Consider the following 13,252-nt stretch of genomic DNA (forward strand, 5'->3'; position numbering starts at 1 on the left):
TCCTTTCTCTGCGCTGTGCTTATCTCAATGGTCAACTTTCCACTTGATATATGTGCAAAACTGAGATGCACCCGAAGAATCTTTGCAAGGTAAACTGATTCGTGTTGTGCGTCCTTCACCGTAACTTAGACGCCAGTAATACCTTGCCCTAAATGCTTCAAGACTTGAAAAGCCGATCGCAATTCACTTCGCACAGTATAAATCGAAAATGCCCGCGATAACCCGTATTCGGGTGTAGGTTGAGCCCTGAGTTTCACAAACAACACATCATCGCCATTCGTCAACATACCAAATCTCGGTTTATCCAAATCAGGATTTGCCATCATGTATGCTAATGCTTGGGGTAATGCCGATCGCGTCGATATCGTAGTCTTCTTACACTCCAAAACCATTACCCAAAGCTGATTCTGCAAAATCAAGATATCAATTCGTCCCCGCAGGGTTTCTTCCCCATCATCGATCGTAATTTCGATCGCAGCTTCAGCCTTCATCCTAAACGGTGGATCGTAGAATCCCGCCAATTCTAACAAAGGTGATGCCACCAGCAATGTCACTGCCCCTTCTAACAACTCTCCATCGGCTCTATGATACAGCAATCTACGTCGTAGCGTATCCAAAGCAGTCTGTTCAGAATCGCTGGGACTTGGCAATTGGGCTTGCCACTCTGTAAAAAAAGCCTCATCCTCAGTTCGGCTCAAATTCAACCTTGATTCAGCCTCAGCAAGGCTTTTAATAGCTTCTGTAACTGCAATAACCTTTGCCATTCGTTCACCTTTGATTCAAACGGTTGAATTTCCAAGGAAAATTAGCTTTATTGTAATCAAAAATAGGGAAACTGCTATAGCGCTCGCAGTTTTCAATATCACTTCTATTGGTTTGTGTCCAGAAACAAAAACCGGGCAACTTCAAAGCTACCCGGCAATCCTAACTTTAGACTTCAGACAAATCTAAAATCTAAAACCTAAAATTCTTAAACAGCCACAGTCTTCTTAGCAGAAGAGCTCAATTCGCCCTTAGCATACTTAGCTGCAAAATCGTCCAAAGACACTTGCTTAATCTTTGTACCGTGACCAGCGCAACCGAAAGAGTTATAACGATCGCTACAAACCTTCTGCATATACTTGATCGACGGCTTCAAGAAGTGGCGGGGGTCAAACTCATCGGGCTTGGCAAACAAAGCTTCGCGCACCGCAGCGGTAATCGCCAAACGGTTGTCAGTATCGATATTGATCTTGCGAACGCCGCACTTGATGCCCTTTTGGATTTCTTCCACAGGTACGCCGTAGGTTTCGCGGATTTTACCGCCGTTGCTGTTGATAATTTCCAGCAATTCTTGGGGCACAGAAGAAGAACCGTGCATCACCAAGTGAGTATTCGGCAAGCGGCGGTGAATTTCTTCAATGCGGCTGATTGCCAAAATTTCGCCAGTCGGCTTGCGAGTGAACTTGTAAGCGCCGTGAGAAGTGCCGATCGCAACTGCTAGAGCATCAACGCCGGTTTGCTCGACGAAATCAACAGCTTGTTCAGGATCTGTCAGCAACTGATCGTGAGAAAGCGCACCTTCAAAGCCGTGACCGTCTTCTGCTTCGCCCATTCCTGTTTCCAGAGAACCCAAACAACCCAGTTCGCCTTCAACGCTAACGCCGATCGAATGAGCAACATTCACCACATCGCGAGTAACTTGAACGTTGTACTCGTAGCTGGCGGGAGTCTTAGCATCTGCTTCCAGAGAACCGTCCATCATCACGCTGGTGAAACCTTGGCGCATGGCAGAATAGCAAGTGCCGGGGGCATTGCCGTGGTCTTGGTGCATGGAAATGGGAATGTGAGGATAGGTTTCAACTGCTGCCAAAATCAAGTGGCGCAGGAAATTTTCGCCAGCGTAGGAGCGAGCGCCGCGAGAAGCTTGCAGAATCACGGGGCTGTTGGTTTCGTCAGCAGCGCGCATGATCGCTTGGATTTGCTCCATGTTGTTGACGTTGTAAGCCGGTAGGCCGTAACCATTTTCAGCCGCGTGGTCGAGCAGCAATCGCATAGGTACAAGCGCCATAGATATTCCTCCTAATTATTTGTGATTTTTGGGCAGTGAATTTTGGACAAGCTCAATTCTTACGATAATATTAAGACAATTTGCCACCGATCGCGCACTATCTTTCCATATTTACTTAAAAGTTCAAAAAACAAAATTTTGAGTTCCGAGCATTCAACTCAAAACTCAAAATTCTCAACTTACATATTTTTTATGGGTCGCCCGGGATTTGAACCCGAGACCAATCGGTTAAAAGCCGAATGCTCTACCGCTGAGCTAGCGACCCGCGAAAACATTGTTACCGCACACAATTTCTAATAGTAGCACCCCTCATTTGAAATAGCAAGTCTTTTTTAAATAAAATTTGCAGTCATGCGAACCAGCATCTGGCAAGTCGCTCCCGGCTGCAAATAAATCATGTGTTCGCCAGTGTTGAGGGCATTTCGAGGAGCAGTCCAAGGTTCCAAACAGTAAAAATCCTTGCCCTTCACGGTCCAGAAAACCAACTTCCCATAGCTGGAGTTGTAACTGAGGGTGAGCCGCAAGCCTTGGGCCGCGTCAGTGACAGTAGCAGCAAGACCAGTGAGTTCGTCAAACGAAACATCAATTTCATCCAACGTCGGGTCAAAAACCCCAGTGAAGTAACCCTTTTGATTGGTGTTCTGATGTCTGTACTGCATCCCCGGAATCTCAAAGCGCAGCTTTGATTTGTCCGTCGCCAAAAAGTAGGGGTGCAAACCACTAGAAAACGGCATGGGTTCAGCAGACAGATTGGTGTATCGCTGAAAAATTTCCAAAGAATTGCCTTTAATCTGATAAGTGAAGGCTACTTGGAAATCAAAGGGATAAACAGCCAGCGTTTTGTCACAGCTATTGAGAATTAGCGTAAGAGCGGCGCAACCCTCCGTAACTTGTTCGCCTATTGTCCAAGGCAAGTCTCGAGCAAAGCCGTGCTGTTTGAGCTGACGCTGCACTCCCTTGTGGGCGTAAGTATTGTCGGGGAGATTGCCGCAGATGGGAAACAGGATGGGAATCCCGCCACGTACAGTCAGATCGGGATTGGCGAACCGTTCCGCGTCCAAGTACAAGATTTCTTTGCCTTCAACCAGCCAGCTAGTGGCAATACCGCCCCGTTCCGGCACAACTTCTAGAGTAGAGTTAGCGGTTTCGTCGGAGAGGATATAGGTTTTGTACTGCTTTTGCTTGAGCGCGATCGCAAACACATTTGTCATCGGTAGTAGGTCATTGATCATTGGTTGTCAGTAAATCGGTCGTTAATAATTGGCCGCTAGTATCTTGATGTTCACCCATTACCGCCCCTATCCTCCCCCGGGCTGCTCGTTGTTCCGACCCCCATCGGCTAACCAATGCTCCCAGCTATAGGAGGCAGGGCGATCCGGTGCTTGGAACGTTTGCTGCTGGTACCTGGAACGATCGCTGAGGTGGGCTGCTGTTTGAGTGCGACTTCAAAAGATACAGCCCTGGGGGGAAGATAGCTTTGGGGACTCGGCACTGCTTCTTGACTGGGAGATGCGGGCGAAATAAACGGTTCTTTGATGAATGGCTCTTTTGTAAATGGCTCTGGTTCCCGGCTGGGATTTTGAGGTTGAGTGGGGTAGATGCGCGGCGGCAAATTTTGATTCGGAGGCGGGTTTGACTCAATTGCAGGCCCTGTCCCGTTCGGGAAAAATGAGGAGTTGTCGGGCTGTTGGGGCGCAGCCGGCAAAGTCGGCAAAATCAAAGTAGGTTTGGGTTGTCCGGGGGTTTGCAGATTGCTTTCACCCGAGGTTCCCCCGGAACTTCGCCCTGGCTGGTATGTACCGCTCTTTGCCGATCCTGGCAATGGAGAATTTGGAGTTTTTAGTGTGGCTCCGGGCTGGACTAGGGCATCGAGAACTACAGAAGATCCCATCGGTCGATCGAAAATACTAGAAATTTGCTCGACGCGTTTGAGGATGCGATCGGCAGCAGCTCCCTTCACCACCTTCGGCTGAAACTTTTTCACCTCCACAGGCAGAAACTCTACCTTCATATTCCGGTCTTTGAGCGATACTTTCAGGACTGCGGTATCGTAATCCCTGCGAGCATTCCCCCCGAATATAAAATTACCCAGCGAGTAAACTATCGGGCGGCCCTTGTAAAGTTCTGCACCTTGCAATACCTGGGGATGGTGTCCAACTACCAAATCAGCTCCTTGGTCGATCGTGAACCGAGCCAAATCAATCTGCCAGTCCCCCGGATAATCGGCCAATTCGACTCCCCAGTGGTAATTAACAATAATCCAGTCTACCTGACCCCTAAGAGCTCGAATATCCTCGGCCACGCGATTGTTGCGGCGGGGGTTAGTGCCCGCTTTCCCTTGGTCGGCGACGTGAAGCTCGGCATCGTAATAACCGAGGTAGGCAATCCGCTGACCCTTAACTTCAATAATATCTGGACGCCTCGCTTCTTTAATATCTCTGCCGGCTCCCAGGTGTTGAATCCCACTATTATCTAGAGTATTCATCGTCTCCACCAGCCCCGGTTCCTCGTAATCCATAGCGCGGCTATTTGCCAGATTGACAATATCCACTCCTCCGGCTGTTAATACTTTCACCGATTCTGGAGCGGCTTTAAAATTTAATTGTTTTTTGCCAGACCCCAATGTAGAGCGAGTCAGGGAGTTTTCTAGGTTAACCATCGCCACATCTGCTTGCCGGTACTCGTCCATATTGGCGAAAGCCCATTGGTGATCGTTGGCAGCAGATGCTCCGAGCGCATCCGATAGATTCACATTTCCTCCGAACATCAGCGTTACTGTTGGGTCGTAAGGATTAGCAACTTGCTTTTGCTGTACTACTGGTACCACTTCTAAGGCCGCTTGCACCGTATCCGCACGTTTTGGAGGCGGCCCCGACATTACCCCAGTTTGCTGGTAGCCGGATACTGGGGATACTAACCGCAGGGTCAGAGCTTCGTGGTAGCTGACCCAACACCCTAAAATAAATGAGGCCAGTGCCGATCCCACTAGCAGCAGAGAACGATACGTTTTAAATTTAACCCAATCGACGGCCGGTAGGGAACGGTAACGCCGCCGCTGGCGGTTGGCGGGAGTGACAATTCGCACTGACTGTTTCCAGAGAATGTCTGCATCCCCAGCTAAGCGCGCGTGAATTCGCACTCCTTCTACTGCTGGCGAGTTGAGTCTCCAGAGTTGGTGGCAAATAAATTTGACTAAGCCTTCCCGGAGAGTGCTCCCGAGTAATGTAGTATCTGGCGCAAATTCGCGCTGGAATTCTACGAGGATTTGGACGCAGCCTGCCTGAGCCTGTTCGACGCGGGCATAAATCCCTTCGGGTCGCAGCAAGCTGTCAATCCAATAATTTAGGGCTTGAAAGTTGCCCGATCGCGCTAGCTCCAAAATAGACGGCTGCGACCAATTTTCTGCGTACACCATCAATTAGCCTCCTTAATACGCACGAGCGATGACTCCAATTTGTTTTGAACGGAACCGCAATTCTTTTAGCTTAACCGCCACAGGTTCCGCTGCCCGTTTTGAAGCTTGTTGTTGGCCGCCACCATTTTCTACATTTAGGGGCTGCCTGCTGTCAGTGATTTTTATCACACTTCGGTCAATCGATTTTAGATTTTAGATTTTAGATTTTAGATTGAGTTCACAGAGGGTACTCGGGGCCAGAACAAAAGTTGAAACAAAAGGTTTCTGGGGGAGTTGAGGTAGAAAAGAGCGAGATTTATGAGGTAGAGTCTGTTTTTATTGTCGCTGTTTGAGTGTCGCTTTAAAGCTTTCGCTTTGAGATTTGAGATTTGAGATTGAGCCAAGAGGCGTTAGCGGGCGATCGCACAAACGTCGAAACAATAGGTTTCTGGGGGACTTGAGGCAAAAGAGAGCGAGATTTTTGAGGCAGAGTCTGTTGTTATTGTCGCTGTTAATCCCGTGCCGTCGTCAAGTCCTAATGCTGCGATCTATGCTGGCAAATGCCTCTCACGAGGGATGCCACTGGCTGCACAACCTGTAATTGGATAAATGGCGTACTAGATAGATTTGGTGGTAAAATCAAATTTGGTAACTCCCATCGGTACAAAAGTTGCGGAAAACGTGAAACTGGCCAGTCCATACGGCTGTGCCTTCCGATGTAAAACCCAAAGTACGTTACGGTAAACAGACCATATTTTAAGCAAGTTACACTGCGCAGGAGAACTGACAAATGCTACAGCGCAAAATCTATCAACTCTGTTGTGATGGTCGTGAGGTTTCTATTTTTCTTCGAGATCAGCAACGTTGGATAGAGCGCGCTCGTATCCTAGATATTGAAGGGGATCTAGTCACGCTGCGCTACGAAACCGACGAAGAAGACGAAATCAGCTCCTGGGAAGAAATGGTGCGTCTCGAAAGTATTGGCTCTGTGTCCCAGAAGTTGGCTTCGGTATCCCGAACTAACTGCGAACCCCTAGTTTCTGACGATTGTCCCGAAGCCGAACAAATTCGCAATCACTACCCGGACTCGAATTTGGAATAGTTTTGAGCTCGCGCTTGAGGCACAAGGAAAACTTGGGGGAAAAGAAAACGACTTTTCTCCCTTTTTTGTGGAGAAATTATGGAAAAAACCCGGTTTAGGCCAAACATATTCTGGGTTGTGACCGCATAAGCTATTTTGCCTTTAAATTTAAGCTTGATGGCGGAATCTCCTGCCCACCTCACAAGAGCGTAAGTACACAGTAGTTTAAAAATTCAATACGCGACAGCTTACCCCTGCTTAAACCGGGTTTTTTGTCTGGGTGCGTCCAGGACTGTTCTTTTGTTTTCTTTGCCTGCAGGCTGGTTTCGAGGTGCCAGACAGCTTATTCGCCGTCTGTTTCGCCATCTTCTAGGAAAAGTTCGGACTCCGGTATCGCTTTAAAGACGGGACAGAAACCGTCGGGGGTAACTTTAAAGCCAAACAAAGCACTGGACTGGTTCCAACAGCGCTGGCTGCGGTAGTGCTGGCAATTGCCGCAGCATTCGAGGTTGGCCTGAACGGCGCTGCCTTGAAAAAGGAGTTCCCGCTGGGAGATGCCGCGCAGTACCAGCTCTTCGCCTTGCCAGCGCGCTTCTACCAAGCCGGTATCGGCAAAATTGGCCCACCGAGGATCGGCTGTAATCGGACTCGGCAAGCTAATTGCTACCTCTGTCCCCAATTCGCTGAGTTCTCCCTCATAGTTAGTTTCTGGGATAGCGGGCTGCAAAAACATTTCCCCGATCGGCAATTCGACCAGTGTTCCGGCCGCCGGAGTGTGCAACTGGTAGCGGTTTCGCAGCTCGTCCAAGTTAGCCAAGTCAGCCAAATAGGCAGGGGAACCGTGGAGTAAAATTACGTGCTGGGGACGCAAATTGTGGATGAGTTGGGTCGTCCCCGGCCCGTCGCAGTGTTCGGCTAGCAGATAAGTTTCGACACTTCTGACTCCTGATTCGGGCCTGTTGCCCAGCCAGTCGCTGACGGGATATCCTGGTTTTTGAGGCGCGAGCAAAATCCAAGGATGTTTGCCATCGGCAAAATACAAAGGCAAATCAGCTATTTGGTCAGTAATCACAATACAGGGCGTGGCTCCCAATCCGGGGCGTTGTTCGCGAGACAGCCGGCGGACGCGGGGTTTCACCCTTTCGTCCCAAAACAAAGGTTGGTGCAGAGCAAAATTTTGGACGGCGGTGGGAAATTGGTGTAGCAGTTCCAGATAAGCGTCGCACCCGTCGGCGACTGTGCCGTCCACCCAAATATCCAAGTCGCGGCCAGTAAAGTAGTGGTGGCTGCGGAGCAGCATCAGCATTTCTTGGCCCAAACCAAGGGCCGGCGCGGGCAGCAGTACCGAGTACCCGTCGGCGATGGCCCGGTGGATGCGATCGGCTAACTGATTTTCTAGTTGTCGGCGGTGAGGGTGGCGCGCCGTGCCGTAACTGCCTTCCAAAATTAACACATCCGGCTTCATGCCCCTGAGTTCTCCCAGGGGCAAACCTTCCACCAAACGAGAATTGGAGAGGAAAAAGTCGCCGGTGTAAACCACGGTGTAGGTGCGGTGCGGTGCGGCATAAGTCAGCAGCACAGTCGCCGCTCCGGGCAAATGACCCGATGGGAACAACTGCACGCTCAGTCCTGGGCGCACTTCGAGCGGCGACTGCCAGGGCAGCCCCTGACAGAACCTGGACTCTGGCTGCTGAGCCAGTTCTGGCCAGTTGAGCGGTAGCAGTCGCGCTGTCACTTCGCTGGCGTAAATTGGCAAGTGGGGGAAAGATTGATGGAGTGCTAGCAAACCTCTGGCATGGTCAGAGTGGGCGTGGGTACACACCACAAAATCGGCTGGCAGCGATCGATTTAGTGTCGCTGACAGCGGTGCAATATCCTCTACACCGCAGTCGAGTAAAATGCGGTGCGGCCCCATTCGCACTAGGAGACAGACACCTTCTTGGGCGTGGCCTGCGCCGTAAGGTAAACAATCGAGATCCATCACTGCGGTTAGCTCCCTGCTTTGCACGCAACTTGCAGTATCGCCACATTTAAAGATTGGTTGCGACTGCATTCATTCGATCAAGTTCAGTCTCGGACGCTGAAACCGGGTTTGATGAACGAAAACACTTTGTTGCCGCCCTCGCTCCCGGTTAAAAAACCCGGTTTATCAAAGTTCTGGTGCGTAAGCCCTGGGGCTAAATGTTTGCTCGAAGGCTCCGCTTCCCGTCAAAGGGAAGTAATTGCACTTAAGATTTGATGCAGCGCCAAGAAGGCGATTTTCCGAAGGCATTTGCCTGACGGGCATTCGGCCTTCCACAAAGTTCATGCTACTGGTTCTGGCATCAAAAGTTACATTTTATTGCACCATGTAAGAGTAGCGAACTCGATCTCATATTCTGAGTTTTAAACTTTTTTCCACAATTTGCGCCTGCTAAAAGCTAGTCTTTTTTATGAGAAGATTTTAATTCAGATGTCCAAAGATCTTGATAAAACTTTACAATTCTTCATTTTTAGGAGGTTGAGGGCCGTGTATTGTCCAATCTGAAAAACGGAGAACCAGCATGGGGCTAGCTAACTGCTTTTGTCCGGGCAGACAGAGGCTTTATGAGTTTGCTCGGTTTCTTTGTAAAAGTTTGATACATTCTTCTAAGCAAACCTTGTGGCTATACAGGAGAGAGTTTAAATGGCTTTTTGACCCTGCCCAAAAACGGATATAAGTTTCCGACAGGAATCGCCAGCAGCCCAAAGTTTTAGACTCCTGTTCAAGCTCCAGATTCATCTGTGAAGTAAATCTCAAATCGTTCGACTGAGCGCGACTCGACTGAGCGGGACTCGACGGCTCGCCCAACGTCTCGCCGAAGTCTCAAAACTCAAATCTAAAATCGGCTGACTGCCCCATAATAGGTTTGTTTACTCCGCTCTTTGACTAGGGGACAAAACGATGTATTTTTTTGTTTGACCCCAAACATAGCCAGCTCAATCCCCCGACAATGGAGGATATTTATCCTGTACAAATCCCACTAACTTGCCAGAAATAATCTCAGGTTTCTGAGTCTCCAACCAGTCTATAATCTTCGGTTTTTTATCATTTGGGTATTCTTTGCGGTGGGGTTTTTGAGTTGTTTGTCAGCTAACCCGTGGCGGCTTAAATAGAGTGTAATAGCTTGGTTTTAAGTCAAACCTCACATCGTAGTTCTCGAATAGTATCGTTGGAGTTGTGCTAGATTCCAGTTTTTTGACTGCCGTCAGCAAATGACTGCTGCGCTTTGCACAGATTCTAGATAACTGACTGAGCCTCGTCGTTCTGCCAATTTTAACCTAGAGATACGAGTAGTTTATACAGTTTAGTTTATTAACCAATGAAGCCGGAACTGACTTATTTAACCTGCTGACTCTCGGTACTTATAGCCTTTAGTAAAGATTTTAAGTTAACTTTGCTTAAAATTACGTGGTATGGATTGACCTCTATTAACTCATGTATGTCGGTTAAATAAGGAGGTAAAATATAGCTAATATTGGTCAATTATTGAACTCACAAAGTGTTTTTATAGGATGATTGTTTAGCTCAAACTACCCCTATAAGACATAGCAACTATTTGTTGTGGCGCCGTTTTACCTAGTGTTTTATTTTTTTTAAGAGTTGTTAAGGGGCTGCCTCTATATTCTAACAAGGGGGTTGGGATTGTTATAGAATAATAACTACTTGCGAAACTTTTAATCGCGAGAGTGTTTAAGTGTTTGGTATGTTTTATAGAATAGTACCCGATCGCAATTAAAGCTGAAATGAGGAGCGATCGCACAAACCGGGTTTTATCAAAAAATCAGGTTTTTAGAGATGGCATTAATGGCGAGACTTGGGAGAGTGCCGACGGCCCATAACACCTGCAATTGACACCCGCCTCAACGAGCTAAGGTGTTCGACGACAAATATTCTGTTGGAAAAAAACTTGACATCAGCGGGTAATAGAAAGTAAAAATAAATAAAAGCAATAATAAAAATAAGGCTTTATGTTAGATTCGCGATCGAGGCTAGGCAAGTATGGCATTGAGAAGTTGCTAGCCATAAAACAATTTTCGCTAAAATACATCCGGTAATATACGGAGTTTATATGATTTTTTCACAATTTAAAATCTAAAATGGCAACAGCTATTCTTGACCTGGAAATGTCCAAACTTCCGCCAGAAATTAGGGTTGAGGAGCGTTACAGCAAAGCCTTGGTTTTAATTAGACTGCACGGAAAACCGATCGGCCAAGCTCTATTGTCGCTCGTCGGAGGTCACGCCGACGGCTCCCAATTGCGGGAAACACTGATGAACGCTGCGGGGGAGAACCTTGGGAAAAATTGGCTCTACGATACCCTCGCATGGGACGAACGCGGGCCTGTGCAGGCAATGCCGCTCGCCACAGTAGCGGTTTGCACGCGCGATCGCCCGGAAGATTTGCGGCGCTGTCTAGACGCGCTGATGCAGAGCCCAGACGAGGGCCAGGAATACTTAGTAATTGACAATTGTCCCAGCACGGACGCTACCAAGGAACTAATCAAAAATTACCCACAAGTCCGCTATGTGCGCGAAGACGTACCAGGCTCCAGCGCTGCCCGCAACCGAGCTTTACGCGAAGCTAAACATGAATTCGTAGCCTTTACAGATGACGATGCTGCCCCCGATCCGAACTGGCTGCGATCGCTCTTGTGGAATTTTAGCGATCCGCGCGTTATGTGCGTCACGGGGCTGGTGATGCCCTTGGAACTGGAAACCGAAGCGCAAGAATGGTTTGAGTGGTACAGCCCGCACGGGCGGGGATTTGAGCGCCGAGTTTTTGATGGGGCACAGTGCAATCCTCTGATTGTGCATCTTGTGGGAGTTTCGGCGAGTATGGCTGTGCGGAAAAGTTTGATCGACTACATTGGCCTGTTTGACGAAGCTTTGGGGGCGGGAACACCCACGGTGGGTGGCGAAGACTGTGAACTCTTTGCCCGCATTTTGCGCGCGGGCTACTGCATTGTCTACGAGCCGAGAGCATTGAGCTGGCACCGCCATCGCCGCACTTGGGAAGAATTGCGAAAAACGCTCCAAGGCTACGGCATCGGAGTCTATGCTTTCTGGACGCGGCTGTTTGTAATCAACAGAGAATTTAGTGTGCCTCTATTAGCTTGGGGATGGCTGCGGTATAAGCAAATTCCTGAATTAATTGCTTCTTTGCGAAAGCAACCGGATGCGGTTCCGAGGGATTTGCTGTGGGCTCAATTCCGGGGCTGCTTTAGCGGACCGATGGCTTATTTTGCTTCTCGGAAGTTGTTACAAAAAATTAAGGGGAGCAATGAATAGGGATTTTTAGATTATTTTTAACGGCAGATGAAGGGAGATGAAATGCAGATGAAGTTAATTGTTGTAATGTAAATATGGAAAATCTAACAGTTAGCATAATTATTCCTAGCCACAACCGAAGTTCTTCGCTGCGGCGGGCTTTGGATGCTTTGCACTTGCAGACTTATCCGATCGACCTGATCGAGGTTATTGTAGTGGCCGATAGCTGCATTGACGATACTTTGGCAATGCTACAAGACTACAAAGCTCCCTTTAAACTGCAGGCGCTTGAGGTAAATTGCCGAAGTGCTTCGATCGCCCGCAATACGGGAGCGGCTTCGGCTACCGGGAAATTGCTGCTGTTTCTCGACGACGATATCGAAGCGCTGGCGCCTTTGGTGGAAAGCCATGCGCGGGTTCACCGAGAGCGTCCGGGAGCGGCTGTCATGGGCCCCTATCCGCCTAAGTTGCACGGAGGAACTAGATTTTTTGACGTGGAAGTGCGCTCGTGGTGGGAAGAGAAGTTTTATCAGATGAGCCAGCCCGCTCACCGATTTACTTATCAAGATTTGCTCAGCGGCAACCTTTCTTTGGATGCAGAACTGTTTGGTCGTCTCGATGGCTTTGATTCGGCTTTCGGGAACTGCGGCGGGGAAGATTACGAGTTTGGGGTGCGTTTGCTGAAAGCTGGTGTACCTTTTGCTGTAGCGGGGGATGCTGTGGGCTATCATTACGAACACGAAACTAACAATCTCGATCGCTCTTTTCGCCGCTCTCGTCAGGAAGGGCGATCGGATGTTTTGATCGGCCGCCGACACCCGGAACTCAGACCGACGCTGCACATAAAAGACTACGAAACTCCTTATTTTTTAGTAGACAAGATTGTGGTGGCGATCGCGTTTTTCTGGCCGGCTGCTGTGGATTGGCTAGCCCGGGGACTGAGGGAATCTCTTGATTTACTCGAAAGCTTGCGGATGCGGGGAACTTGGCGGTGGTTGCGGTCAAAATTGCGCGGTTATTGGTATTTGCGGGGTGTCATTGATGAGTTGAAAAGTCGCTCTGCTATTTCTAGTTTTATGCAAGGAGGCCCGGCCCGTGCTCATTTGGGCGGATATGAAATTAACATTGATTTGCAGGAAGGTTGGGAAGCTGCAGAAAGTCTACTGGATGCGGAACGACCGGCTGGGGTTTACCTGTATTATGACCAACTGACAGTCGGCCATATTATTCCGCAAGCGGGCGCGGAACCGCTGCGGGGCGCTCACTTGCGATCGATTCTGGCGCTTCACTTTGCTCAACCGCTGGCTGCGGCGATCGCGGTTAACGGTTTGCCCCGCACTGCTGAAACGCTTGAAGACAAACCTTTAGTTGCTTTTGAAACTTACGAGTTAGCAATTAAGAGCTAAGTAAATAGGTACAAATAAAGATTATATGATTC

Annotated in this window: 9 protein-coding genes and 1 tRNA gene; 3 read left to right on the forward strand and 7 right to left on the reverse strand. The window is 48.8% G+C overall.

All coding sequences use genetic code 11. From position 1 onward, the window contains the following. Positions 1–125: 125 nt before the first annotated feature. From QUA47_RS23350 to QUA47_RS23375, 6 genes are all read right to left on the reverse strand, one after another. Positions 126–764, reverse strand: a complete 639-nt coding sequence (locus QUA47_RS23350; RefSeq protein WP_333402113.1) for a type I restriction enzyme HsdR N-terminal domain-containing protein — start codon at positions 762–764, stop codon at positions 126–128. A gap of 206 nt (positions 765–970) precedes the next feature. Further along, positions 971–2,050 carry a class II fructose-bisphosphate aldolase gene (gene fba / locus QUA47_RS23355; protein ID WP_006633469.1) on the reverse strand — a complete coding sequence of 360 codons (1,080 nt, stop codon included), beginning with the start codon at positions 2,048–2,050 and terminating at the stop codon, positions 971–973. Between the two features lie 193 nt (positions 2,051–2,243). Beyond that, a tRNA-Lys gene (locus tag QUA47_RS23360) sits at positions 2,244–2,315 on the reverse strand. 67 nt (positions 2,316–2,382) lie between these two features. Beyond that, entirely contained in the window at positions 2,383–3,252 is an 870-nt protein-coding gene (locus tag QUA47_RS23365; RefSeq protein ID WP_445302544.1) for an aldose epimerase family protein, read from the reverse strand. 137 nt (positions 3,253–3,389) lie between these two features. After that, positions 3,390–5,465, reverse strand: a complete 2,076-nt coding sequence (locus QUA47_RS23370) for a CapA family protein (RefSeq protein WP_333432505.1) — start codon at positions 5,463–5,465, stop codon at positions 3,390–3,392. A gap of 12 nt (positions 5,466–5,477) precedes the next feature. Beyond that, positions 5,478–5,633 carry a hypothetical protein gene (locus tag QUA47_RS23375; RefSeq protein WP_190663334.1) on the reverse strand — a complete coding sequence of 52 codons (156 nt, stop codon included), beginning with the start codon at positions 5,631–5,633 and terminating at the stop codon, positions 5,478–5,480. Positions 5,634–6,234: 601 nt separating this feature from the next. On the opposite strand from QUA47_RS23375, the gene QUA47_RS23380 reads away from it, so the two are divergent. After that, a complete protein-coding gene (locus tag QUA47_RS23380; protein ID WP_015177146.1) occupies positions 6,235–6,546 on the forward strand; it encodes a DUF6679 family protein in 312 nt (103 codons plus the stop codon). A gap of 322 nt (positions 6,547–6,868) precedes the next feature. Here QUA47_RS23380 and QUA47_RS23385 read toward each other — a convergent pair whose 3' ends face one another. Further along, on the reverse strand, positions 6,869–8,506 hold the full coding sequence (locus QUA47_RS23385; RefSeq protein ID WP_333432518.1) for an MBL fold metallo-hydrolase: 1,638 nt from the start codon (positions 8,504–8,506) through the stop codon (positions 6,869–6,871). A 2,138-nt stretch (positions 8,507–10,644) separates the two neighbouring features. Here QUA47_RS23385 and QUA47_RS23390 point away from each other — a divergent pair. After that, complete coding sequence (locus QUA47_RS23390; protein ID WP_333432506.1) at positions 10,645–11,835, forward strand: glycosyltransferase; 1,191 nt, start codon at positions 10,645–10,647, stop codon at positions 11,833–11,835. Between the two features lie 74 nt (positions 11,836–11,909). Then, positions 11,910–13,220, forward strand: a complete 1,311-nt coding sequence (locus QUA47_RS23395; protein WP_333432507.1) for a glycosyltransferase — start codon at positions 11,910–11,912, stop codon at positions 13,218–13,220. Positions 13,221–13,252: the final 32 nt, after the last annotated feature.

The organism is Microcoleus sp. MON2_D5 (genome assembly GCF_036701905.1).
In the GTDB taxonomy this organism is placed as follows: Bacteria; Cyanobacteriota; Cyanobacteriia; order Cyanobacteriales; family Microcoleaceae; genus Microcoleus.

Coding starts and splice junctions, on each gene's coding strand:
- QUA47_RS23350 (WP_333402113.1), bottom strand. CDS start 764: ATGGCAAAGGTTATTGCAGTTACAGAAGCTATTAAAAGCCTTGCTGAG.
- QUA47_RS23370 (WP_333432505.1), bottom strand. CDS start 5,465: ATGGTGTACGCAGAAAATTGGTCGCAGCCGTCTATTTTGGAGCTAGCG.
- QUA47_RS23395 (WP_333432507.1), top strand. CDS start 11,910: ATGGAAAATCTAACAGTTAGCATAATTATTCCTAGCCACAACCGAAGT.
- QUA47_RS23390 (WP_333432506.1), top strand. CDS start 10,645: ATGGCAACAGCTATTCTTGACCTGGAAATGTCCAAACTTCCGCCAGAA.
- QUA47_RS23385 (WP_333432518.1), bottom strand. CDS start 8,506: ATGGATCTCGATTGTTTACCTTACGGCGCAGGCCACGCCCAAGAAGGT.
- QUA47_RS23380 (WP_015177146.1), top strand. CDS start 6,235: ATGCTACAGCGCAAAATCTATCAACTCTGTTGTGATGGTCGTGAGGTT.
- fba (WP_006633469.1), bottom strand. CDS start 2,050: ATGGCGCTTGTACCTATGCGATTGCTGCTCGACCACGCGGCTGAAAAT.